The 24,041-nt window shown below is 64.0% G+C and carries 21 protein-coding genes; 9 read left to right on the top strand and 12 right to left on the bottom strand.

Translation table 11 applies throughout. The features are described from left to right. Positions 1-52: 52 nt before the first annotated feature. On the bottom strand, positions 53-1,828 hold the full coding sequence (gene gcl / locus P7A97_RS15545) for a glyoxylate carboligase (protein ID WP_277690907.1): 1,776 nt from the start codon (positions 1,826-1,828) through the stop codon (positions 53-55). A gap of 245 nt (positions 1,829-2,073) precedes the next feature. Between gcl and P7A97_RS15540 the strand changes: the two genes are divergently transcribed. After that, positions 2,074-2,508, top strand: a complete 435-nt coding sequence (locus P7A97_RS15540; RefSeq protein ID WP_277690906.1) for a heme-binding protein — start codon at positions 2,074-2,076, stop codon at positions 2,506-2,508. 203 nt (positions 2,509-2,711) lie between these two features. Here the strand turns inward: P7A97_RS15540 and P7A97_RS15535 are convergent, their stop codons facing one another. Beyond that, positions 2,712-3,329: a TetR/AcrR family transcriptional regulator gene (locus P7A97_RS15535; RefSeq protein ID WP_277690905.1), complete on the bottom strand. Its 618-nt coding sequence runs from the start codon at positions 3,327-3,329 to the stop codon at positions 2,712-2,714. A gap of 198 nt (positions 3,330-3,527) precedes the next feature. On the opposite strand from P7A97_RS15535, the gene moaA reads away from it, so the two are divergent. The 5 genes from moaA (at position 3,528) to P7A97_RS15510 (ending at position 9,771) form a co-directional block, all read left to right on the top strand. Next, the gene (gene moaA / locus P7A97_RS15530) at positions 3,528-4,523 is read left to right on the top strand and encodes a GTP 3',8-cyclase MoaA (RefSeq protein WP_277690904.1); all 996 of its coding nucleotides are present in this window, start codon (positions 3,528-3,530) and stop codon (positions 4,521-4,523) included. A gap of 88 nt (positions 4,524-4,611) precedes the next feature. Continuing rightward, on the top strand, positions 4,612-5,970 hold the full coding sequence (locus P7A97_RS15525; protein WP_277690903.1) for an 8-oxoguanine deaminase: 1,359 nt from the start codon (positions 4,612-4,614) through the stop codon (positions 5,968-5,970). A 78-nt stretch (positions 5,971-6,048) separates the two neighbouring features. Then, positions 6,049-6,867, top strand: a complete 819-nt coding sequence (locus tag P7A97_RS15520) for a transporter substrate-binding domain-containing protein (protein WP_277690902.1) — start codon at positions 6,049-6,051, stop codon at positions 6,865-6,867. A 437-nt stretch (positions 6,868-7,304) separates the two neighbouring features. After that, a complete protein-coding gene (locus tag P7A97_RS15515) occupies positions 7,305-8,108 on the top strand; it encodes an outer membrane protein OmpK (protein ID WP_277690978.1) in 804 nt (267 codons plus the stop codon). 130 nt (positions 8,109-8,238) lie between these two features. Continuing rightward, positions 8,239-9,771 (top strand): nucleobase:cation symporter-2 family protein, encoded by a 1,533-nt coding sequence (locus tag P7A97_RS15510; RefSeq protein WP_277690900.1) that lies wholly within the window; start codon positions 8,239-8,241, stop codon positions 9,769-9,771. A 254-nt stretch (positions 9,772-10,025) separates the two neighbouring features. Here the strand turns inward: P7A97_RS15510 and P7A97_RS15505 are convergent, their stop codons facing one another. The 3 genes from P7A97_RS15505 to P7A97_RS15495 form a co-directional block, all read right to left on the bottom strand. Further along, complete coding sequence (locus P7A97_RS15505; RefSeq protein ID WP_277690899.1) at positions 10,026-10,511, bottom strand: energy transducer TonB; 486 nt, start codon at positions 10,509-10,511, stop codon at positions 10,026-10,028. Positions 10,512-10,524: 13 nt separating this feature from the next. Further along, entirely contained in the window at positions 10,525-10,749 is a 225-nt protein-coding gene (locus P7A97_RS15500; RefSeq protein ID WP_277690898.1) for a hypothetical protein, read from the bottom strand. A gap of 562 nt (positions 10,750-11,311) precedes the next feature. Continuing rightward, positions 11,312-12,202: a LysR family transcriptional regulator gene (locus tag P7A97_RS15495; RefSeq protein WP_277690897.1), complete on the bottom strand. Its 891-nt coding sequence runs from the start codon at positions 12,200-12,202 to the stop codon at positions 11,312-11,314. A 103-nt stretch (positions 12,203-12,305) separates the two neighbouring features. On the opposite strand from P7A97_RS15495, the gene P7A97_RS15490 reads away from it, so the two are divergent. Beyond that, positions 12,306-13,832, top strand: coding sequence for an NADH-quinone oxidoreductase subunit L (locus tag P7A97_RS15490; RefSeq protein ID WP_277690895.1), 1,527 nt, complete (start codon positions 12,306-12,308; stop codon positions 13,830-13,832). Then, on the top strand, positions 13,829-16,276 hold the full coding sequence (locus tag P7A97_RS15485; RefSeq protein WP_277690894.1) for a DUF2309 domain-containing protein: 2,448 nt from the start codon (positions 13,829-13,831) through the stop codon (positions 16,274-16,276). Before P7A97_RS15490 ends, P7A97_RS15485 begins: the two co-directional genes overlap by 4 nt. Before the next feature lie 63 nt (positions 16,277-16,339). Here the strand turns inward: P7A97_RS15485 and cysD are convergent, their stop codons facing one another. After that, positions 16,340-17,272, bottom strand: a complete 933-nt coding sequence (gene cysD, locus P7A97_RS15480) for a sulfate adenylyltransferase subunit CysD (protein WP_277690893.1) — start codon at positions 17,270-17,272, stop codon at positions 16,340-16,342. Next, a complete protein-coding gene (locus tag P7A97_RS15475; protein WP_277690892.1) occupies positions 17,269-18,126 on the bottom strand; it encodes a DUF6671 family protein in 858 nt (285 codons plus the stop codon). The genes cysD and P7A97_RS15475 overlap by 4 nt, the downstream gene beginning before the upstream one ends. 96 nt (positions 18,127-18,222) lie before the next feature. Here P7A97_RS15475 and P7A97_RS15470 point away from each other — a divergent pair, with 96 nt between their 5' ends. Continuing rightward, positions 18,223-19,146, top strand: a complete 924-nt coding sequence (locus P7A97_RS15470) for a LysR family transcriptional regulator (RefSeq protein ID WP_277690891.1) — start codon at positions 18,223-18,225, stop codon at positions 19,144-19,146. Between the two features lie 4 nt (positions 19,147-19,150). Here the strand turns inward: P7A97_RS15470 and P7A97_RS15465 are convergent, their stop codons facing one another. From P7A97_RS15465 to puuE, 5 genes are all read right to left on the bottom strand, one after another. Further along, positions 19,151-20,095: an L-threonylcarbamoyladenylate synthase gene (locus P7A97_RS15465; RefSeq protein WP_277690890.1), complete on the bottom strand. Its 945-nt coding sequence runs from the start codon at positions 20,093-20,095 to the stop codon at positions 19,151-19,153. A gap of 329 nt (positions 20,096-20,424) precedes the next feature. Then, entirely contained in the window at positions 20,425-21,726 is a 1,302-nt protein-coding gene (locus P7A97_RS15460) for a urate hydroxylase PuuD (protein WP_277690889.1), read from the bottom strand. 49 nt (positions 21,727-21,775) lie between these two features. Beyond that, complete coding sequence (locus tag P7A97_RS15455) at positions 21,776-22,279, bottom strand: ureidoglycolate lyase (RefSeq protein WP_277690887.1); 504 nt, start codon at positions 22,277-22,279, stop codon at positions 21,776-21,778. A gap of 42 nt (positions 22,280-22,321) precedes the next feature. Beyond that, a complete protein-coding gene (gene uraD / locus P7A97_RS15450; RefSeq protein WP_277690886.1) occupies positions 22,322-22,837 on the bottom strand; it encodes a 2-oxo-4-hydroxy-4-carboxy-5-ureidoimidazoline decarboxylase in 516 nt (171 codons plus the stop codon). Then, positions 22,834-23,766 carry an allantoinase PuuE gene (puuE, locus tag P7A97_RS15445; RefSeq protein WP_277690885.1) on the bottom strand — a complete coding sequence of 311 codons (933 nt, stop codon included), beginning with the start codon at positions 23,764-23,766 and terminating at the stop codon, positions 22,834-22,836. Before puuE ends, uraD begins: the two co-directional genes overlap by 4 nt. Positions 23,767-24,041 lie beyond the last annotated feature (275 nt).

The raw sequence follows: 24,041 nt of genomic DNA, 5'->3' as shown, positions 1-24,041 counted from the left end.
GAGCTGCCCTCTCCCTAACCCTCTCCCGCAAGCGGGAGAGGGGATTGGTTGCTTAGTCCAGCAACGAGATGGCGGTCGGTGCGTCGATGCCGCGCGCGGCCAGTTCCTCGAACTCGTTGATCGCGTTGATCTCGGTGCCCATGGAGATGTTGGTGACGCGTTCGAGGATCACCTCGACCACCACCGGCACGCGGTGCTCGGCCATCAGGCGCTTGGCTTCGGCGAAGGCGTTCTGCAGTTCGTTCGGGTCGAACACGCGGATCGCCTTGCAGCCCAGGCCCTCGACCACCGCGACGTGGTCGACGCCGTAGCCGTTGATCTCCGGCGCGTTGATGTTCTCGAAGGCCAGCTGCACGCAGTAGTCCATGTCGAAGCCGCGCTGCGCCTGGCGAATCAGGCCCAGGTAGGAGTTGTTCAGCAGCACGTGGATGTACGGCAGGTGGAACTGCGCACCGACGGCCAGCTCTTCGATCATGAACTGGAAGTCGTAGTCACCCGACAGCGCCACCACCTGGCGCGCCGGCTCGGCCTTGACCACGCCGAGGGCGGCCGGAACGGTCCAGCCCAGCGGGCCGGCCTGGCCGCAGTTGATCCAGTGGCGCGGCTTGTAGACGTGGAGGAACTGCGCGCCGGCGATCTGCGACAGGCCGATGGTGCTGACGTAGCAGGTGTCCTTGCCGAACGCCTCGTTCATCTCCTCGTACACGCGCTGCGGCTTGACCGGCACGTTGTCGAAGTGGGTCTTGCGCTGCAGGGTGCGCTTGCGCTCGCGGCAGGATTCCACCCAGGCGCTGCGGTCCTTCAGCTTGCCAGCAGCTTTCCACTCGCGGGCCACCTCGAGGAAGGCATCCAGGGCGGCACCGGCGTCGGAGACGATGCCCAGGTCAGGGTTGAACACGCGGCCGATCTGGGTCGGTTCGATGTCGACGTGGATGAACTTGCGACCTTCGGTGTAGACCTCGACCGAACCGGTGTGGCGGTTGGCCCAGCGGTTACCGATGCCGAATACCAGGTCGGATGCCAGCAGGGTGGCGTTGCCGTAGCGGTGGCTGGTCTGCAGGCCGCACATGCCGGCCATCAGGCGGTGGTCGTCGGGAATGGTGCCCCAGCCCATCAGGGTCGGGATCACCGGCACGCCGGTGAGCTCGGCGAACTCCACCAGTTTGTCCGAGGCATCGGCGTTGATGATGCCGCCGCCAGCGACGATCAACGGGCGCTCGGCGGCATTGAGCATGCTCAGGGCTTTCTCGGCCTGGCCACGGGTGGCGCTCGGCTTGGCCAGCGGCAGCGGCTCGTAGGCGTCGATGTCGAATTCGATCTCGGCCATCTGCACGTCGAACGGCAGGTCGATCAGCACCGGGCCGGGGCGGCCGCTGCGCATTTCATAGAAGGCCTTCTGGAAGGCGTAGGGCACCTGGCCAGGCTCCAGCACCGTGGTCGCCCACTTGGTCACCGGCTTGACGATGCTGGTGATATCGACGGCCTGGAAGTCTTCCTTGTGCAGACGCGCACGCGGCGCCTGGCCGGTGATGCAGAGGATCGGGATGGAGTCGGCGGAAGCCGAGTACAGACCGGTGACCATGTCGGTGCCGGCGGGGCCGGAAGTGCCGATGCACACGCCGATATTGCCCGGAGTGGTGCGGGTGTAGCCCTCGGCCATGTGCGAGGCGCCTTCGACGTGACGAGCCAGAACGTGGTCGATACCGCCGACCTTCTTCAGCGCCGCGTAGAACGGATTGATCGCCGCGCCGGGGATGCCGAAGGCGGTGTCTACGCCTTCACGGCGCAGCACCAGTACCGCGGCTTCTATTGCTCTCATTCTGGCCATTTATTGTTCCTCTATGCCTGTGAAAGTGTATACAAAGCTGTGTGCGGCAGATTCTATTCATGGCTTTCGACGAGGGTCAAGCGGTGCGGCAAGCAAAGTGATTTTGTTTTGAAACGGCTGTTTCAATTGATCTGTGGCGGGTTTGTAAAAATTCTGCTCAGCTAAATGTATACAAAAAACAGATTCAATGTGTGTAATCGATGGCGCCAAATTGCTGGCCAGCCATCCTTCAAGGAGCTATGACCATGCCGCAACTCAACCTGGAAACCGCCCTGGGCATTGCCAGTCAGGCGTTCAACACCGCCCGCGCATTGCGCACCGCGCCGCTGACCGTCGCCGTGCTGGATGCCGGTGGCCACCTGATCTGTCTGCAGCGCGAAGATGGCGCCAGCATGCTCCGCCCGCAGATCGCCATCGGTAAGGCGTGGGGCGCCATTGCCCTGGGCAAGGGCTCGCGGCTGATCGCCGCTGATGCCCAGCAGCGCCCGGCCTTTATTGGTGCAGCCAATAACCTGGCAGGCGGCAATCTGGTGCCGGCACCGGGCGGTGTGCTGATCCGCGATCAGGCCGGGGAGGTGATCGGGGCGGTGGGTATCAGCGGTGATGCGTCGGATATCGATGAACAGTGCGCGGTCAGCGCACTGGAAGCCATGCGCCTGCAGGCCGATCCGGGGGTGTGATTGGTCTGGCTAGCTAGGGCCGAGCAACTCTTATCACTCGATCCGCTAATCGCGGCTGAAGCCGCTGCCACGGAACTCAGCCCAAGCTGCTGTGGGAGCGTTTCAGCTGCGAGAGGTGGTAATTGAAGGGGTTAAGCGCGTCGGTAATGCTGGGTTAGGGCGGCTGGCGCTGGCTCTAACCACGCGCCGATTATTTATCCGGCTCAGCTGGCGACGGGCTGCACTTCGCAGCCCTTCAGCACCAGGCGAATGATGGTCTCGGCGGCGGCCTCGTAATCGGCGTCGCTGAGGTTGGTCTTGCCGGTGACCACGGAGATCTGCCAGTCGAAGTCGGCGTAGGTCTGGGTTGCCGCCCAGATGCTGAACAGCAGGTGGCTGGCATCGACCTTGGCCATCAGTCCCTGGTCGATCCAGCGCTCGATGCAGCCGATGATGAAGCGCGCCTGGCCGTTGAGCTGTTCGGTGCGTTCGGCGGACAGGTGCGGCGCGCCGTGCATGATCTCGCTGGCGAACACCTTGGAGGCGTAGGGCAGGTCGCGGGAAATGGCGATTTTGGTGCGGATGTAGTCGCGCAGGACCTGTTCGGGGTGGCCGTCCTCGTCGAACGGCAGGGAGGCCTTCAGCAGGCGCTCGATCACGCTTTCCAGCACCTCGCGATAGAGGTTTTCCTTGGACTTGAAGTAGTAGTAGACGTTGGGCTTGGGCAGGCCGGCTTTGTCGGCGATGTCGCTGGTCTTGGCGGCGGCGAAGCCCTTGTCGGCGAATTCCTGGCTCGCAGCTTGCAGGATCAGCGCCATGTTGCGCTCGCGAATACTACTCACAGGCTCTCCTTGAATGGCTCGTCGACAGCCCCGGAAGGGCCGGCTGGCGAGGGTTCGGCATGGTAGCACCGGGTTTGCGCGAGCCTCAAGCAAGGTACTGGATGAATTTCCTGTATACAAAAAATAGATCTTCTGTTTCCATTCTTCGGCGCCTACGACAGCGGCAGTCGCCGCTGCGTATTGCGACAGGCTAAAGTCATGCAAGACCCACAGCTGCTCGACCCCTTCGGGCGTCGCATTACCTACCTGCGATTGTCGGTCACCGACCGCTGCGACTTTCGTTGCACTTACTGCATGAGCGAAGACATGGTCTTCGCGCCGCGCGCCCAGATCCTCACCCTGGAAGAGCTTTACGCCGTGGCCGATGCCTTTATCGGCCTGGGGGTGAAGCGCATCCGCATCACCGGTGGCGAACCGTTGGTGCGCAAGAATCTGCTCAGTTTGCTGGGGCGCCTGGGCGGGCGCAGCGAGCTGGAAGACCTGGCCATCACCACCAACGGCTCGCAGTTGGCGCATCTGGCACCGGCGCTGCGCGAGGCTGGCGTCGATCGCCTCAATATCAGCCTGGATTCCCTGCAGCGAGAGCGCTTCGCCGCCTTCACCCGCCGCGACAGTCTCGACCAGGTGCTGCAGGGTATCGACGCCGCACGCGCCGCCGGTTTCCGCCGCATCAAGCTCAACAGCGTGGTGCAGAAGGGGCGCAACGACGACGAGGTGGAGGATCTGGTGGCCTTCGCCGTCGAGCGCGGGCTGGATATCAGCTTCATCGAGGAGATGCCGCTGGGCAGCATCTCCAGCCACGAGCGCAAGGTCACCCTGTGTACCTCGGATGAGGTGCGCGAGCGGGTGGCTGGGCGTTTCCAGCTGCTGCCCAGCAGCCATCGCACGGGCGGACCGTCGCGCTACTGGCAGGTGGTCGGCAGCGATACCCAGGTCGGTTTTATCTCGCCGCACAGCCGCAACTTCTGCGGCGACTGCAACCGCGTGCGCGTCACCGCCGAAGGCAAGCTGGTGCTGTGCCTGGGCCACGAGGGCGCGCTCGACCTCAAGGCACTGCTGCGTCGCCACCCCGGCGACGGCGAACGCCTGCGCGCGGCGCTGATTGATGCGCTGCGTTTGAAACCCGAGCGGCACTGGTTCGACGCCAATGAACAGGTTCAGGTCGTGCGCTTCATGAGCATGACCGGCGGCTGAACGCCGTGCTCTTCACCCCACCCGTTATGGGAGAGGGGATTCCAGACACCATTTTTTGCTGCCTGCCTTGGCGGGTCGAGGAATACACATGCCTAAAACACTGCTGGTCAAGAACGCCGAACTGCTGGTGACCATGGACGGCGAGCGCCGCGAGATCAAACGCGGCGGGATGTTCATCGAAGACAACCTGATTCGCCAGGTCGGCCCCTCGCATGAGTTGCCGCAAACCGCCGACCTGGTGCTGGACATGACCGGCAAGGTGGTCATTCCCGGCCTGGTCAACACCCACCATCACATGTACCAGAGCCTGACCCGCGTGGTGCCGGCGGCGCAGAACGGCGAGCTGTTCAACTGGCTGACCAACCTCTACCCGATCTGGGCCGGGCTGACGCCGGAGATGATCTCGGTGTCGACCCAGACCGCCATGGCCGAGCTGATCCTTTCCGGCTGCACCACTTCCAGCGATCACCTGTACATCTACCCCAACGGCTGCAAGCTGGACGACAGCATCCATGCGGCCGGGGAGATCGGCATGCGCTTTCACGCCGCGCGCGGCAGCATGAGCGTCGGGCGTAGCCTGGGCGGCCTGCCGCCGGATTCGGTGGTGGAGAAGGAGGCCGACATCCTCAAGGAGTCGCAGCGCCTGATCGAGGACTACCACGACGCGGCCCACGGTTCGATGCTGCGGGTGGTGGTGGCACCGTGCTCGCCGTTCTCGGTGAGCCGCGACCTGATGCGCGAGGCGGCGGTGCTGGCGCGCCACTACGGTGTGTCACTGCACACCCACCTGGCGGAGAACGTCAACGACATCGCCTACAGCCGCGAGAAGTTCGGCATGACCCCGGCCGAATACGCCGAGGACCTAGGCTGGGTCGGCCATGACGTGTGGCACGCCCACTGCGTGCAGCTGGACCAGCACGGCATCGAGCTGTTCGCCCGCACCGGCACCGGCGTGGCCCATTGTCCGTGTTCGAACATGCGCCTGGCCTCGGGCATCGCGCCGATCCGCAAGATGCGCGACCACGGCGTGCCGGTCGGCCTGGGGGTCGACGGTTCGGCGTCCAACGACGGCGCCAGCATGATCGGCGAAGTGCGCCAGGCGCTGCTGCTACAGCGCGTCGGCTTCGGCCCGGATGCGATGACCGCCCGTGAGGCGCTGGAGATCGCCACCCTGGGCGGCGCCAAGGTGCTCAACCGCAACGACATCGGCGCCCTGGCACCGGGCATGGCGGCGGACTTCGTGGCCTTCGACCTCGGCCACGTGGCCTATGCCGGCGCCCACCACGACCCACTGGCGGCGCTGGTGTTCTGCACCCCGAGCCAGGTCGATACCAGCGTGATCAACGGCCGCGTGGTGGTCAGTGGTGGGCAGATCACCACCATCGACCTGCCGCGCGTGCTGGAGCGTCACAACCAGCTGGCGCTGCACCTGGTCAACGGCGAGTAAAACTGCGCGCAAGCCCCGCGAGCCAGGGGTTCGCGGGGCTTGCGCGCGTCTACCCGAAACGAAAACAAGGAGAAGGTCATGAAACCTCGGGTAATCGGCTGGCTGAGTGCCGGCCTGTTGTGTACGCAAGGCGCCTTGGCGCAAAGCTATGTGGTGGGTGTCGAGCAGCAGTCTTTCCAGCCGCACTACTGGCAGGACGGGAAGGGCGACTACCAGGGCTTCGCGCGCGAAGTGCTCGACCTGTTCGCCCGTGAAGCGGGCATCGAGTTGCGCTACCAGGCCTTGCCGGTCAGCCAGCTGACGCGCCATCTGCTCAACGGCAGCATCGACTTCAAATACCCGGACAGCCCGCAATGGGCCCAGGACGCCAAGCAGGGCGCTGGCGTCGCCTACAGTCAACCCGTGGTCGACTACGTGGATGGCGTCTTGGTGCCGCCGCAGCAGCTGGGCAAGGGGGTAGGGCGCCTGCAGCGCCTGGCCCTGGTCGAAGGCTGGACTCCCGGGGACTACAAGGCGCGTATCTCCGCCGGGCAGACCCAGGTGGTGAGCGGGGCCGATCTCAAACAGATGCTGCGCCTGGCCCTGCGCGATGAAGCCGACGGGGCCTATTACAACGTGGTCGTGGCCACCTACTACCTGGACAACATTCGCGCCCGGCCGGGGGCCCTGGTGTTCGACCCGGCGCTGCCGCACAGCCGAGGCAGTTTTCACCTTTCCAGCGTACGCCAGCCACAGCTGCTGCAGCGCTTCGACCAGTTCCAGGCCAGCCATGCCGAGGCCATCGCCGCGCTCAAGCTGCGCCATGGCGTGGAAGCCAATCTGGATTCCGAATACCTGGGCCTGGAGCAGTGGAAGGTGGATTTCCTCAAGCGTCAGAAAGAGAAAAAGCAGCTCTGACAAACGCTTGTTTTTACAAATGTATACATTCCTGTATTGGAATATTGTTTGATCTGTTTACAGGGTGTATAACGAGCCAAAGCTGATCGAAAGGTCAGGCTTTGACGATAAACACATGGGTGTCCGTGAACACCCAAGTAAGCCCACGACCGAGAACAACAACAGGCAGGCTTTACCCATGAGTTCATCCATGCGCTGCGGAGTTCGCTCCCGGCTGGGCGAGATGCCCAGCGCCATATTCCCTTTGCTCGCCATGTCCGTGGCTGCTGCACCAACGCCGCGTGCGGGCAATGCCAGAGCTGCCTTATTTCCTAGCCCTTTGCTCGGCTGAGTTCCGCCTATTCCATTCACCTGTCTGCAAGCCGCTCGCCGTGGAGGGGGGATCGTGGACGGGGCAACTGCAACCGCAAAAAACAATAAGGAATACCCACATGCAACTGCGTTATCTGCCCCATTCCCTGGCACTGACCGCCACATGCCTGGCTGCCGCCCCGGCGTCCGCTGAGGGCCTGCTGCACTGGCAAAGCAACAGCCTGACCTACCTCTATGGGCAGAGCTACAAGATCAACCCGAACATCCAGCAAACCCTGACCTTCGAGCATGCCGATGGCTGGAAGTACGGCGACAATTTCTTCTTCGTCGACAAGATCTTCTACAACGGCGAGGACGACGCCCAGGTCGGCAGCAACACCTACTACGGCGAGTTCTCGCCACGCCTGTCACTGGGCAAGATCTTCGACCAGAAGATCCAGTTCGGCCCGGTCAAGGACGTGCTGCTGGCCATGACCTACGAGTTCGGCGAGGGCGACGTGGAGTCCTACCTGATTGGACCGGGCTTCGACCTGGACATCCCGGGCTTCAACTACTTCTCGCTCAACTTCTACAACCGCACCAGCGATGGCAGCCGTCCCGGCGACGACGTTTGGCAGGTTACCCCGGCCTGGAGCGTCACCATCCCGCTCGGCGACTCGGACATCCTCATCGACGGCTTCATGGACTGGGTGGTGGACAACGACGAGAACAGCCGCGGCACCTACCACGCCAACCTGCACTTCAACCCGCAGATAAAGTACGACCTTGGCAAGGCCATGGGCTGGGGCGCCAAGCAGCTGTACGTCGGTATCGAGTACGACTACTGGAAGGACAAGTACGGCATCGACGACGACAGCTTCCTGGGTGACCAGATCCTCGGCGGCACCGACCAGAACACCTTCAGCTGGATCGCCAAGGTGCACTTCTAAGGTCGTGCCCACAAGTGCCGCGCGTGCCTGAGTGGGTGCGCGCGGTATGGAATATGTATACAGAAATCATCCGATTGTGCGCCAGCGCCTGTCGTAAGACGCGCCAGAACAACAACGCGAGCAACTGCATATGACTTCCTCCGTATCATCCTCCGCAACACGGCGTCCCGAGGACGAAAACCTCGGCGTTGCTGCCAACCTGGCCTACGGGCTGCAGCATGTGCTCACCATGTACGGCGGCATCGTCGCCGTTCCCCTGATCGTGGGGCAGGCGGCTGGTCTCGCACCGGCCGATATCGGCCTGCTCATCGCGGCCTCGCTGTTCGCCGGTGGCCTCGCCACCTTGCTGCAAACCCTCGGTATTCCCTTTTTCGGCTGTCAGCTGCCGCTGGTGCAGGGCGTGTCCTTCGCCGGCGTGGCGACCATGATCGCCATCATCGGTGGCAATGGCGCGGGAGGGCTGCCGGTGGTGTTCGGTGCGGTTATTGCCGCGTCACTGATCGGCTTGCTGATCACGCCGGTGTTCTCACGCATCACCAAGTTCTTTCCGCCCCTGGTGACGGGCATCGTCATCACCACCATTGGTCTGACCCTGATGCCCGTCGCGGCGCGCTGGGCCATGGGCGGCAACAGCTCCGCGCCGGACTTCGGCAGTACCGCCAATATCGGCCTGGCAGCGTTCACCCTGGCCACCGTGCTGCTGCTGAGCAAACTGGGCAATGCCAGCATTTCTCGCCTGTCGATCCTGCTGGCCATGGTGATCGGCACCCTCGTCGCCGTAGGCTTTGGCATGGCTGACTTCTCTCAGGTGCTGGAAGGTCCGCTGGTCGCCATGCCACAGCCGCTGCACTTCGGCATGCCGGTGTTCCAGCTCGCCGCCATTCTGTCGATGCTGATCGTGATCATCGTCACCCTGGTGGAAACCTCGGCAGACATCCTCGCGGTGGGCGAAATCATCGACACCAAGGTCGACTCCAAGCGCCTGGGCAATGGCCTGCGTGCGGACATGATCTCCAGCAGCCTGGCGCCGCTGTTCGGCTCCTTCACCCAGAGCGCCTTCGCCCAGAACGTCGGCCTGGTAGCCGTAACCGGCGTCAAGAGTCGCTATGTGGTGGCCACGGCCGGCCTGATTCTGGTCACCCTCGGCCTGCTGCCGGTGATGGGCCGTTTGATCGCCGCCGTGCCCACTGCCGTGCTCGGCGGCGCAGGCGTGGTGCTGTTCGGCACCGTGGCGGCCAGTGGGATTCGCACCCTGGCCCAGGTCGAGTACCGCAACAACATGAACCTGATCATCGTCGCCACCTCGATCGGCTTCGGCATGATCCCCATCGCCGCGCCCAGCTTCTATCACCACTTCCCGGCCTGGTTCGAAACCATCTTCCATTCCGGCATCAGCTCGGCGGCGATCATGGCGATCCTGCTCAACCTGCTGTTCAACCACCTCAAGGCCGGCAACTCCGACCAGCAGTCGGTATTCGTCGCCGCCAGCGACCGCACCTTGCGTTATCAGGACATCGCCGCCCTCAACGATGGCGACTACTTCCGTGACGGCAAGCTGTACGACTGTGATGGCAATGAGGTTCCCATCATCGAGGCCGACAGTGGGGAGGAGGGGGCGCAAGCCTCAGCAAAGCGTCGACGACAGGCCGCGCATGCACATTGATTGCGTGTACCAGTTAAGAAAAACGGCGCTGATGCGCCGTTTTTTCTGTAAAGCCGCCACTGAGGATTAGGTTAACGGCCATCCAAGGTGCAGCTCTGGACATCCAGCCCCGCTGCGCAAACTACAAAATGGCCAGGGTGCCTACGCGCGCTGCAGGCCGGATATACGAAAGCAACCGCGCTGCCGACAGCGTAGATCAAAAGCTTTGCCCACTACTTGTGGGGAGAGTCCATATACATTGTTAGACAAATGGCTCAGGGCAGGTTTGGATTTGCCTTTATAAAATGATATTCGCGGAGAATGGATAGTTTATTGGCCTGTTTTTTTAGTTGCGCTGGAAACTCCCCACATGATGGTGTGCGCTGTATGGTTTGGCGAATAGCTTGGTCTGTTTCATTGTTTTGGGATGACTTGATAAAGCTGGCGTCCTCAATTATTCCGTTTTGGATTACCGAAAATACTACAAGCGCAGTTCCATTTACTGCAGTGCCTGTGGCTGCTAAGTTTTCAGATTTTAAGATTTTGGCCAAGCACGCCTCTGCATAAAGATTGATGGGGTCTTTGTGTTTAGCTGTTTGCGGCACGGAATGAGCGATTCTAGGTCTGCTGTATAAATCTTGATTATTTTGAATTTCTCTTTCTATTTCTTCGATTTGCATATTGTGGTGCTCGCCTATCTCTGCGCTGTAAGTGGGCAGTGATACGAGTAAGACAAATATTGAGCTGGCGAATTTTTTCATGTTTGTCTAACGTTCAGGTTAAGGGGCTGGCTTTAGCCAGTCCCAGCGAGCACAGCGAGCGACTTGAACCGTTTGTTAGCTCTCCTGCCGCACGCCATTTAAAACTACCAGCATTCTGCTTTTTAAAAACTACGCGGTGAAGCTGAAAAACCGCGCCCAATTCATTGTGACGATGCTGCTGACTGACAGCGATTTTGAACGTGCCCGGATGGTGAGGGCGGCCGTTCAGCCAACGCATTTTTGACGCCTGGTGAAACCTAAAGCGGTGGAGCGATGCAGTGGATTCACGCGGTACAAAACCATATAAGGAAACCACGATTAGGCTAACTATAAGTAGACGACAGATGTGGCGTAATATTTTGCGCCGTTTGTGTCGGATAACGTTCCTTGTCCATCGGTAAGTCCTTCATTTGCCTGCGGGGTGGCGGTGGAGGTGCGACATGAGGCGGGAAGAAAAAGCGACATGGCCTGGCAAAGAGTACGAAGCTGATAGCAGCATGTCTATGGCCTGTCCTTGGCCGTCGACTGCAGTTATGGAGGCGTACCGCCTTTGATCAGGGCGCAGTCTATGTCTGTTAGTGCCTTTGGTATTAGCCGGCATCCTCGTCTTGTCGTACGAGGAGGGTACTTCCCTGAAAGCAGTGCTAATTGCTGCCCCATCCTTCAAAGGAAAAGTAGTGGTACTGAAGCTCAGTCTCGCCGGAGACATTGCGGGGTAATCCAGAGATCTTTAAGCGGTGGCGGTTGTCGCTCATTAGCGGGCAGCGAATTTGCAATAACCCCTGGCTAGCACGTTTCCTTTATGTGCTGTCTTTGGGCGGCGATAGGCCGAGCAGTTCATCCAGAATGCTCAGGCTGAACTGGCGTTGCAGGGTAACGGCGTAGAACTGTTCGGCGATGTCGGGTACTTCGGCATACAGCTGCAACGCGCCGCTGCGCAGTTCGTCCTGTACCACTACGGCCGGCAGCAGCGCCATGTCGCCGGAGTCCCGTGCCAGCAGGCGCAGCATGGCCATGTCGTCGACTTCGGCGCAGATGTCCGGCTGCAGGCCATGGCTGTTGCAGTAGACCTCGAACTGGCTGCGCACGTCGCTGCTGCGGCCGGGCACGATGAGGCGGGCCTGCTGCAGGTCGCGGCGTAGCTCGAAGGGGCGTGAATCCGCACGCGGCGGGCCGATCAGGCAGACCGCCTGGCGATCGAGCAGGCGGCACTGCCAGGTGCGCTGATTGTCGGCGCTGACCGCCTTGTTGGTCAGCACCACATCCAGTTTGTGCAGGGCCAGGCGTTCCAGCAGCTCATCCACACTGCCGGATTCCAGGGTGATGTGCAGGCCCGCACGGCCGAGGAAGGGCCGCAGCAGGTTCTCCTGGAAGTTACGCGAGAGGGTGGCCACGGCGCCGATGCGCAGCGTCTGGCTAGCTTGCCGGGTGTTGTGCAGGGTGGCCTGCAGCTCGCTGCCGAGGGCAAAGATGGTCTCGGCGTAGTCCAGTACCAGTTGCCCAGCCTCGGTCAGCCGCAGGCTGCGGCCGGATCGAATGAACAGGGCATGGCCGAGTTGGTCTTCCAGCACGCGGATCTGGGTTGATAGTGCCGACTGCGACACATGCAACGCCTCGGCGGCGCGGGTCAGGTTGCCTTCCTTGGCCACGGCCCAGAAGTAGTGCAGGTGGTGGAAATTCAGTCGGCGCATTTTTGGTTCTTCAAATGTGAACGATCAATTCTTATCAATCTATTTTTAATAGTTCAAGCGCTCCACGACACTGGCGCCATCAAGCGTCTGTGGAGCCTATGCCATGCCCGGTCTGTCTTTCTCACTGGTTCAGCTGCTGCCTTGGGTCTATGCCCTGGCCCTGTTGCCAGCCGCTTTAATGGGTTCGCCATACCGGCTCTGGTGGCCGGCCCGGGCGGCCGGCTATCTGGGCTTGAGTCTGGTGCTAGCCGCCTGGATACAGGCCGCCCTGGACGAGCAGGGCAGCGACCGTCTCGTCCTGGCCATGGCCGGCCTGGTCGGCCTGCTGGCCCTGGTGATCATCGACTATTCCCGGCGCTATCTGGAGGGTGAGCCGGGGCAGCGCCGCTACGTGCTGGCGCTGCTCGCCACCCTGGCCGCCGTCGCCACGGTGGTGACCAGCGCCAACCTGTATCTGCTTGTCGGTGCCTGGATCATCTCCAGCCTGTGCCTGCACCAGTTGCTGACCTTCTACCGCGACCGCCCCCAAGCGCTGGTGGTGGCGCACAAGAAATTTCTCGCCAGCCGCCTGGCGGATGCCTGCCTGCTGCTGGCTACCGTATTGCTGGTGCGTGCCGGCGGCGATAGCCAGATCGCCACGATTCTCGAGGCCGTGAACGCGCGCCTGCAGGCCAGCGGCCAGCTGGGCTGGGATCTGCAACTGGCCGCACTGTTGCTGGCCCTGGCGGTGATCCTCAAGTCCGCCCAGCTGCCGGTACACGGCTGGCTGATCCAGGTGATGGAAGCACCAACGCCGGTTTCGGCGCTGCTCCACGCCGGGTTGGTCAACCTGGGAGGCTTTCTTCTGCTGCGCTTCGCCCCGCTGTTCTCCGCGGCCGTACCGGCGCAGAGCCTGCTGGTGGTGGTGGGCGGTCTGACGGCGGTGATCGCCGCGCTGGTGATGATGACCCGCATCAGCATCAAGGTTCGTTTGGCCTGGTCGACCTGCGCGCAAATGGGTCTGATGCTGCTGGAATGTGGCCTGGGCCTTTACGAACTGGCTCTGGTGCACCTGCTGGCTCACTCGCTGTACAAGGCACATGCCTTCCTCGCGGCCGGCGAAACCGTGGCTCAGGCCCGCCAGCATGCCCTGCAGCCGCAGACGGCCGCGCCGGGGCTGGGTGGCCTGCTGTTCGCCTTGCTGTTGGCAGGCCTGGCGCTGGCCCTGCTGCATACGCTGTGGGCCTGGGCGCTGCCGGGCCACACCTTGCCCCTGGTTGTCCTGACGCTGCTGGCCATCGGCCTGGCGCCCTGGTGCCTGCGCCGTGGGCAACTGCCGTACGGGCTGGCCATGTTCACCCTGTTGTTGGGTGCCTACCTGCTGTGGCACCAGCTTGCCGGCTGGGTGCTCGACCAGCCGCTCGGCACTACGCCGCTGGCGCTGACCGGTTTGGCGGTGCTGCTGTTCCTTGGCCTGTTTCTGCTGCAGTCCCTGCTCATCGCGCATCCCAACGGCGCTCTGGCGCAACGCCTCTACCCACTGGCGTTCGCTGGCTTCTACCTGGACGAGTACTTCACCCGCCTGACCTTCCGCCTGTGGCCGGTGCGCTCGTCGCAGCCCCTCATCTCAACCTCTGGAGACCGCCCATGACTGCGCTAGAACCTCTCGCCGGCCTCGACCGGCAAGCCCTGCACGAGGCAGCGCGCCAAGCCTGTGCGCGGATCGCGCCAACCTGGCCGCTTGACCGCATGATCGCCGTCAGCCCGCTGTGGGAGCGCCGCGAGCAGCCCTGGCAGGTGGTCGCCGAGCAGCTCTGGCAGCGCGCCGGCAGTCGCCTGACCCTGGATGCCGCCGACTACCGCAAGGCCTGGCAGGACGGCACCATCACCGAGCGCCACCTGCGTCAGGCACTGGCTGAGCGCGGTATGGCCGAAAGCCCAGCCGACCTGCTGCAGGCACTGGACGCGCCCCAAGAGCCCGGCCACGGCTTGCCGCTGCTGGAAGACCTGGCCGAACCGGGCATTCCGTTGCCGGGCTGGCCTGTGCTGATCACCCAGCAGATCGGCCAGTGCTGCGCCGCCTGGTTCGACCGCGAGCAGGCGGACTGGCGCGCGGATAACAGCACCGGGCTGTACCAGGCCTGGCGCAGTAGCATGCTGGCGGACAAGGGCCTGAGTGTGCTCAGCGCCTGTCGTGATCTGCACCAGCGCATCCTTGAGCTGCCGGAGCAACCGCAGGCGGCCCTGGAGGCGGCGGTGCAGCGCCTTGGCCTTACGGCGGCAGATTGGGCGCCCTGGTTCGACTGCCTGCTGTTGCGCAGCCTTGGCTGGGCCTCCTGGTGCGCCTACCGGCGTTGGCAGGCGCGTCTGCAGGGGGCTGACGACCACAGCATGCTCGAGCTGCTGGCCATTCGCGCCGCCTGGGAGTGGCTGGTGGATGACCGCCGGCGCGACGGTGACAGCCGCTGGCAGTGCTGGCGTGCGGCCTGGCAGGCGCGCCTGCAACAGCCGCCCTCGGCGACCTGGCAGGCTCTGCAGACCTGGCAGCGGGCCGACGAGCTGGCCTGGCAGGAACAGCTGCAGCGCGCCCTGGGCCGGGCTGCGCCAGCGGCGTCGCCGGCGGTGCCGCTGGCCAAGCTGTTCTTCTGCATCGACGTGCGTTCCGAACCGCTGCGCCGGGCGCTGGAACAGGTCTGCCCGGATCTCCAGACCGGCGGCTTCGCCGGCTTCTTCGGCCTGCCGATCGCCTATACGCCGCTGGGCACCCGCGCCACACGCCCACAACTGCCGGGGTTGCTGGCCCCGCAGCTGCAGGTGGGCGAGGGCACGGGCGACGCCACGCAGGACCGGCAGCTGGCCCAGGCACGCCAGGGCCGCCTCGCGCGCCAGGGCAGCTGGCGCCTGTTCGAACGCCTGCCGGCCTCGACTTTTACCCTGGTTGAAAGCGTCGGCCTGGGCTACGCCGGCGCACTGCTACGGCGCACCTACGGCCTGAGCGACAGCCCAGCCCAGCCGGATCGCAGCGCCTGGCGCCGCAGTGAATGGCAACGCCTGCAACCGCAGCTGCCGACCATGGCCCTGGCGCAGAAGGTCGACCTGGCCGAACGCATCCTCACGGCCATGGGCCTCAGCGGGCCCGTGCCGGCACTGCTGGTACTGGTCGGGCATGGCAGCCAGAGCGCCAACAACCCACAGGCAGCCGGGCTCGACTGCGGTGCCTGCTGCGGGCAGAGCGGAGAGATCAATGCACGCCTGCTGGCCAGCCTGCTCAATGAAACCGGGGTGCGCGCCGGCCTGCGCGAGCGCGGACTTGATCTGCCGCCGCACTGCCATGTGCTGGCCGGGCTGCACAACACCACCACTGATGAAGTCCAGGTCTTCGATCACGCGGCGCTGCCCCCGACACTGCAACCCAGCTGGCAGCGCCTGCGGGCGGCATTGGACAGCGCCGCCGCCGAGGTGCGTCGGCAGCGGGCGGCGAAGCTGGGCCTGGCGCCTCTGCGCGAGCAGCCCGACAGGTTGCTCGCGCGGCTGCGCCGGCGCGCCCGCGACTGGGCGCAGACCCGCCCCGAGTGGGGCCTGGCCGGCAACGCCGCGTTCATCGCCGCACCGCGCAGCCGCACCCGTGGCGTGGATCTGCAGGGCCGTGCCTTCCTGCACGACTACGACTGGCGCGAGGATCGCGACGGCAGCGTGCTGGAACTGATCATGACCGCGCCCATGGTGGTGGCGCACTGGATCAACCTGCAGTACTTCACCTCCACCACCGACAACCTGCGGTTCGGCAGCGGCAATAAGCTGCTGCACAACGTGGTGGGCGGCCATATCGGCGTGTTCGAGGGCAACGGCGGCGATCTGCGCATCGGTCTGGCGCGCCAGTCGCTGCACGACGGCCAGCAGTGGATGCACCGCCCGCTGCGCCTGCACGTGGTCATCGAAGCGCCGCAGGCGATGATCGACCGGGTGATCGAGGTGCACGCAGTGGTGCGCGATCTGGTGCAGCACGGCTGGCTGTACCTGCTGCGCCTGGACGGCCAGCCGGCGCGCCTGGAGCGGCGCACCGCCTGCGGCTGGGAGGCCTTGCCGGATGCCTGAAAACACCGAGGCCGCGCCTGCATGACGCGGCCTCGGTGATTCTGGCGGCAGAGGTTGAGCGGTTTAGAAGTAACCCTCGATTTTCTTCTTCTCCATCGAGCCTTCCTGGTCATGGTCGATGACCCGGCCCTGGCGCTCGGACGTGCGAGTCAGCAGCATCTCCTGGATGATCGCCGGCAGCGTCTGCGCCTGGGATTCCACGGCCCCCGTCAACGGGTAGCAGCCGAGGGTGCGGAAACGGACCCAGCGCGTCTGGATACCGGCGCGCTGCTGCGGGGTGAGGTGCTCCAGCAGCCGCTCGTCGTCCACGCAGATCAGCGTGCCGTGCAGCTCCACCACCGGGCGTGGCGCCGCGCGGTAGAGGTCGACGATGTCGATGTTCTCCAGGTGGATGTACTGCCAGATGTCCAGCTCGGTCCAGTTCGACAGCGGGAACACCCGCAGACTTTCGCCGGCATTGATCCGGGTGTTGTACAGCTGCCACAGCTCGGGGCGCTGCTGCTTGGGGTCCCAGCGCTGGTGCGGGTCGCGGAAGGAACAGACGCGCTCCTTGGCCCGCGACTTTTCCTCGTCGCGCCGGGCGCCGCCGAAGCAGGCGTCGAAAGCGTACTGCGCCAGCGCCTGTTTGAGCGCCTCGGTCTTCATGAGGTCGGTGTACTTGGCCGAGCCCACGGAGAACGGCGTGATGTTCAGCCGCGCGCCGTCGGGGTTGATGTGCACGCGCATGTCCAGGCCCAGGCGGGCGGCCAGACGATCACGGAACTGGCCCATCTCGTGGAACTCCCAGCCGGTGTCCACGTGCAGCAGGGGAAGCGGCAGCGGCCCCGGGAAAAAGGCCTTGCGCGCCAGGTGCAGCAGCACGGTGGAATCCTTGCCGATGGAATAGAACAGGCAGGGGTTGCGCATCACCGCCACCACTTCACGCAGGATGTGGATGGCTTCGGCCTCAAGGGCGCGCAGGTGGGTCAGGCGCGCACCGGCGGCAATGCTGCTCATGGATTGCACTGCGCGCATTGGCCGGGACTGGCCAGCCGGCCGACGGCCTGTCGTTCCTCATATTGGCAGGCCGGGCATTGCCAGACGTGTGCCGCTGCCAGGGGCGTGCTCAGGCCACAATCACCGCACAGCAGCCCGGGTTCGCTGCGGGCCACGGCAAAGCCGGGTGCCCGGCAGCGCGGGCAGCGGCTGGCCAGGCGCTGCGCCAGCTGTTCGGCCGCCTCACGAATCACCTTTTGCCGCAGGGGGTTGAGGTGCGCACGCATGTCGGTTTCCAGCCAGACCAGCGCCTCGCGTTCCAGCAGCCACTGCAGTTGGCCGCGCAGCCAGTCTGGATTGCGCACCCCCTTACGGAACCAGGGTTCGCCAGGACGTCCCAGGATCAGGGCGTGCTCGGGAAAGCGGGCGCGCAGCATGAAGGTCTCCGCCTGCTCCAGGCTGGCGATCTCGGCCTGGGCGTAGTTGGTGGCGCCCGAACCGGCCATGGCAAATACCGGGTATTCCAGCTGGGCATCCCACAAGCAGAGGATCTCGTAATCCCAGGGCAGCCAGCCCAGGTGCGGGTCGCGAGCGAAGCTGCCTTCGCTACCCAGGCCGTAACGCGTTGCACCCAGTGAGCAGGCCAGTTGCGCCTTGGCCAGCGCCGAGTCGTGGGCGCTGCCCTGACGAGGCACTTCGCGGCTGAAGGTGCCGAAGTGATCGGTGTCATAGCTGTTCACCGTGTCGATGCGCAGCCCCAGCGGCGCGAGCGCGTCGGCAACCAGGCGAGTCTTGTCATGGCAGGTGAGAAAGCTGACGTGCTGCACCTGCTGCGTGGCAGTGAGCGTTCCGTGAGGGGCTTGAGCGGCAGACATGGCGATAACTCCTGCAGATGTCGTTGCAGGCATTTTCACCAGTCATCGATATAGTCAAAAATAGATTATTGAGTCGAATATCATCGGTGATGAGCAATGAAAAGGCAGCGCTTCCACACTCGCCAGACCACCTTCCGCCAGCTGGAAACCTTTCTCGCCGTGGCCGAGCGCCTGAGCGTGACCGAAGCGGCGCGTGCCCTGCACCTGGCTCAGCCTTCGGTGTCGACGCAGATTGCCAAGCTCGAACAGGCCCTGGGCATGCAGTTGTTCGAACAGCTCGGCAAGCGCCTGCACCTGACCGATGCCGGGCGCGAGGTGCAGGCAGGTGCGCGGGACATCTTCGACGCCCTGGATCATCTGGAGATGCGCCTGGCGCAGCTCAACGGGCTGACCGCCGGGCAGCTGCGCCTCGGTGCGGTGACCACGGCCAAATACCTGGTGCCAAGGCTGCTTGGCCCGTTCTGCCGGCAATATCCACAGGTGGAGGTTGAACTGAACATCGCCAACCGCTCGGAGGTGATCCGCCGCCTCGAGGACAACCGCGACGACCTCTACGTATTCAGCCAGCCGCCGCGGCACCTGGACCTGGAGGTGGTGCCACTGGCCGACAACCCGCTGGTGGTTATCGCGCCAGCCGGCCACCGTTTCGCCGGTCAGCGCCTGCGCTGGGAGCAGCTGGCGGCGGAGCCGTTTCTCAGCCGTGAGCCCGGTTCGGGCACACGCCTGGCCATCGAGGAGCATTTCGCGCGCTGTGGCTGGACCCTGCGACCGCAGATGACCATCGAGAGCAACGAGGCAATCAAGGAGTCCGTGGCGGCCGGTCTGGGCATCGCCATCCTGTCGCGGCACACCCTGATCCATACGGCGCCGGGCAATCTGGTAGAGCTGGACGTGGAGGGCTTCCCGATTCCCAACCGCTGGTACCTGGTGCGCTGGCGCACCAAGAGTCCATCCCCGGCAGCGCAGGCCTTCAGCCGCTTCGCCGACGCGCCGTTGGAAATTCCCAGTCTGCTGGGCTGAGGCGTCAGTCCAGGCGCTGGCTGGCACGGGCCAGGCGGTCGTGCACTGCCGCCCAGGCCTCGCTCTGCGGTGGCAGCTGGATATACAGGCGTTCCAGCCCGAGTGCGTCGAGCTGATACAGCGCGGCATAGAGTTGTGCGGCGTAGGCCTGCGGCTCGTCGCCTAGGTCCAGGGCCGGTCCCTGGCTGGGCTGTGCGCCACCGCACCAGAGCCAGCCGCAGCGCGGCGAGGCCAGGGCCTCGGCCGGCGTCTGCACGAAGGCGAGGGTAGGGGTGCTGGGTGCATAGTGACGATGATGCTGGCCGGGCGCGCGCAGGCTGCCGGCCTTGCCTTCCAACGCTGCTCCGATCACGGCCTCCAGGCGGGCCTGATCGAGCATGCCCCGGCGTAGCAGGCGCGGACTGTCGTCCGGCAGCAGGCTGACGATGCTCGATTCCAGGCCCACCTGGCAGGGGCCGCCGTCGAGAATCCACAGGTCGCTGGCGGCGAACTGCTGCGCCACGTGCTCGGCGCTGGTCGGGCTGATCGACATGTAGCGGTTGGCCGAGGGCGCCACCAGACCGCCGCCGAAGGCCGCCAGCAGCGCCTGCGCGGTGGGGTGCGCCGGCACCCGCAGGGCTACGCTGTTCTGCCCCGCGGTGACGGCGCGCGAGACCTCGTCCCGCGCTGGCAGCACCAACGTCAGCGGACCCGGCCAGAAGGCGTCCATCAGGCGCTGTGCTGCCGCCGGCACCTGCGCGGCCCATTCACTCACTTGCGCGGCGCTCTGCAGGTGCACGATCAGCGGATTGCTGCTCGGCCGCCCCTTGAGGGCAAACACCTGCTGCACGGCGGCATCCTGGCGGGCGTCGGCAGCCAGGCCGTAGACAGTTTCGGTGGGCATGGCGACCAGTTGGCCAGCCCGCAGGCGCGTGGCGCAGTCGGCCACATCGATACTTATGTGAGGCATATCCACTGAAGATCATGGCTTTGACGGGGGCGAACATTACGCGCGCAGGCGCTGACTTTCCAGGCCAAGTCGCCCGAGGGGATGAACGCACGCAATGGTGCCTTCAGCTCGACGCCTGTCGCGTCAGCATAATCCACGCTCGGGCCAGTCATTCCCCGAAAAAAGAACCCGCCAGCGGGCGGGTCGGGAAATACCCGGGCGTGTGCAGTCGGACGTCTGGCTTGGGGCCAGAAAATCGAGGCACCCGGGGCGGGGGATAAAAAGGCCTGTCGGGAGACAGGCACGAAGCGATGGGCCGCCAGGGAGGCAGTGCGGCCCGTCGTGGTAGATCAGTTGATGGGGGCGCCCTTGGCGATCCAGGCGCCGATCAGGTCGCGCTCTTCCTGGGTCATCTGGGTCATGTTGCCCAGCGGCATGATCTGGGTGGCGACGCTCTGCGCCTGGATACGTGCGGCGTTGGCCTGCATCTCCTGGGGGGTGTCGAGCATCACGCCGCCGGGTGCAGCGCTGAACATCGGGCTGGTGGGCTGGGCCGAATGGCAGACGGTGCAGCGCTCGTGAATGACGCTGACCACCTTGTCCAGCTTCGGCGCTGCCGTAGCCGGGGTTGTGGTGGCGGGCACTTCCTCGACCTTATTCACCTGCACCGGCTCACTGGCTTGGGCCGGCGGTGTGGCTGCCGCCTGCTCCTGCTGGGCAGTCGGCGCGACATTGGCGATCGGCGCGGTGCTGGCCTTGTAGTTGGGCGAGGTGACGAACGCCAGGCAGATCATGCCCAGGGCGCCGGCCGGCAGGGTCCAGGCGAACTTGTTGCTCTCGTGGCGGGTGTTGAAATAGTGACGGATCAACACCGCGACGATGGCGATGCCGGCCAGGATCAGCCAGTTGTACTGGCTGCCGTAGGTGCTCGGGAAGTGGTTGCTGATCATGATGAACAGCACCGGCAGGGTGAAATAGTTGTTGTGGCGCGAGCGCAGCAGACCCTTGGCCGGCAGCACCGGATCGGGCGTGCGGTTCTCTTCGATCGCCTTCACCAGGGCGCGCTGGGCCGGCATGATGATGCGGAACACGTTGCCCACCATGATGGTGCCGATCACGGCGCCGACATGGATGTAGGCACCACGGCCGCTGAAGATCTGCGAGAAACCCCAGGCGGCGCCGATGATCAGGACGAACAGCACCAGGCCGAGCAGGGCGGGTTGTTTGCCCAGCGGCGAGTCGCACAGCAGGTCGTAGATGATCCAACCCACCAGCAGGGAGCCGGCGCCAATGGCGATGGCGGCGGCCGGGGCCAGTTCCACGCCGGGCTTGATCAGGTACAGGCTGGGGTTGAGGTAGTACACCACCATCAACAGCGCCACGCCCGACATCCAGGTGAAGTAGGCCTCCCATTTGAACCAGTGCAGGTTCTCCGGCATTTTCGGCGGCGCCAGCTTGTATTTTTCCAGGTGGTAGATACCACCGCCGTGGATGGCCCAGAGGTCCCCGGACAGCCCGTCGCGCGGGTTGCTGCGGTTGAGGTTGTTCTCCAGCCAGACAAAGTAGAAGGATGCGCCGATCCAGGCGATGCCGGTGATCATGTGCAGCCAGCGAATGCCCAGGTTCAGCCATTCGGTCAGATGTGCGTCCACAGTCGTTACCTCTTTCCCGTCGGCCTACACGCAGCCCGACAGGCTTCTCTTATTGGTGGGGGGCGAGGAGCAGTTGCTCGTCCTCGGTGAAGTAATGCTCGTCGCAGTTGTTACCGGAACCACTGCGATCAACCACCAGGAAGTCATCCCGCTTTTCGATCGTCAGCACCGGGTGGTGCCAGACGCCGCGATGGTAATTAACGCCCTGCCTGCCGTTGGTGAGGAAGGCACGGACCAGACCCGGTACAGGTACATCGCCAAGTGGCGCGACCACGACCAGAAAGGGATTGCCGAGCAGCGGCACGAAGGCCTGGCTGCCCAGCGGATGGCGCTCCAGCATGCGAATGCGCAGCGGCATGTCCAGCGCCTCGGCGCTGAAGATGCTGATGATCGCCCGGTCATCGGGCTGCGCGGTCTCCACCGTGGCCAGCTTGTGGTAGCGGCGGGTGGAGCCGTTGTTGATCATGAAGTAGTCGCTGCCGTCGGTTTCGATGACATCACCGAACGGGGCGAAGGCTTCCTTGGTCAACGGTTCGATCTTCAGAGTACGCATGGCTGTCTGCTTATTCAGGTGAAAGGGGCGGGCCGTCTGCAATCAGAGTGCTTGCAGGCGGAACAGCGCGATCTTGTTGATCTCGGCCAGGGCGGTGGCGAATTCCTGCTCCGGGGAGTTGTGAATACGCTCCTCGAAGGCCGCCAGGATCTGGTGACGATTGCTGCCTTTCACCGCCTTGATGAAGGGAAAGCCGAACTTGGCCTTGTAGGCATCGTTGAGTTCGGTGAAACGGGCGAATTCCTCGGCAGTGCACTCGTGGATGCCCGCACCGGCCTGCTCCGAGGTGGAGGAGGCGGTGAGCTCGCCGCGGATGGCTGCCTTGCCGGCCAGGTCCGGGTGAGCGTTGATCAGTGCCAGCTGCTGGTCGCGGCTGGCGCTGAGCAGGATGTCAGCCATGCGCTGGTGCAGGCTGTCGATCTCGTCGACCGAGGCGTCGAGGCCCAGGTCGTAGGCTTTCTCGGCGACCCAGGGCGAGTGCTCGTAAATGTCGGCGAAGGCAGCCACGAAGGCCTCGCGGCTCAGGCTCGAGGGTGTCAGGGTCTGGAAGCGGCTCATTTCACGCTCTCTTGCTTGAAGGGGTGGGTGGCGTGCCAGTGGCGGGCAATATCGACGCGGCGGGCGAACCAGACTTTGTCATGGCTCTTCACGTAGTCGATGAAGCGCGCCAGGGCGGCGATACGCGCCGGGCGACCGAGCAGGCGGCAGTGCATGCCGATGGACAGCATCTTCGGCTCGCCCGCTTCGCCCTCGGCGTAGAGGGTGTCGAAGGCGTCCTGCAGGTAGTTGTAGAAATCGTCGCCGCAGTTGAAGCCCTGCACCTGGGTGAAGCGCATGTCGTTGGTGTCCAGGGTGTAGGGGATCACCAGATGCGGCTTGTCCGGCGTGCTAGCGGGGTCCCAGTAGGGCAGGTCGTCGTCATAGGTGTCGCTGTCGTAGAGGAAACCGCCTTCCTCGCGCACGATGCGCCGGGTGTTCGGGCCGGTGCGGCCGGTGTACCAGCCAACCGGGCGCTCGCCGGTGAGTTCGGTGAGGATGCGGATGGCTTCGAGCATGTGCTCGCGCTCCTGGGCCTCGTCCATGTACTGGTAGTCGATCCAGCGGTAGCCATGGCTGCAGATTTCGTGGCCGGCTTCGACCATCGCGCGGATTACGTCCGGATGACGCTGCGCGGCCATGGCCACGGCGAAGATGGTCATCGGGATGTTGTGACGCTGGAACAGCTTGAGCAGACGCCAGACACCGGCGCGGCTACCGTATTCGTAGAGCGACTCCATGCTCATGTTGCGCTCGCCCTTGAGGGGCTGGGCGGCCACCATCTCGGAGAGGAAGGCTTCGGATTCGTTATCGCCGTGCAGGACGCAGCGCTCGCCGCCTTCTTCGTAGTTGAGCACGAAGGAGAGGGCGATACGGGCATCGCCCGGCCAGTGTGGATGGGGAGGATTGCTGCCGTAGCCGATCAGGTCGCGAGGATAGTCAGCGCTCACGTGTGGATTCCTTCATCGAAGTGGATGCCGCTCCGGGGTCGCCGGATTAATTGGCCTGAGCAATTGTATACAAAAACAATCGCAGCCTGTAAATCACTATTTCTATATTTGTTGCGCCTGTTTATGGCCGGCTGCCGCGCCTTTATGGCGCGTTTCCAATGGGGTTATGGTCAATTTGCGCTGTTGTTGTGCGTAAAAATTGTGTACAAAAATACGACTTTGCTGTTCTATGTGTTTAGCTTAGATCCCCACGACAATCTTTAGCAGAGGAGGTA

It is taken from the genome of Pseudomonas sp. GOM6 (genome assembly GCF_029537485.1).
Lineage (GTDB): Bacteria > Pseudomonadota > Gammaproteobacteria > Pseudomonadales > Pseudomonadaceae > Aquipseudomonas.
This window is presented reverse-complemented; position numbering and strand designations above follow the sequence as displayed.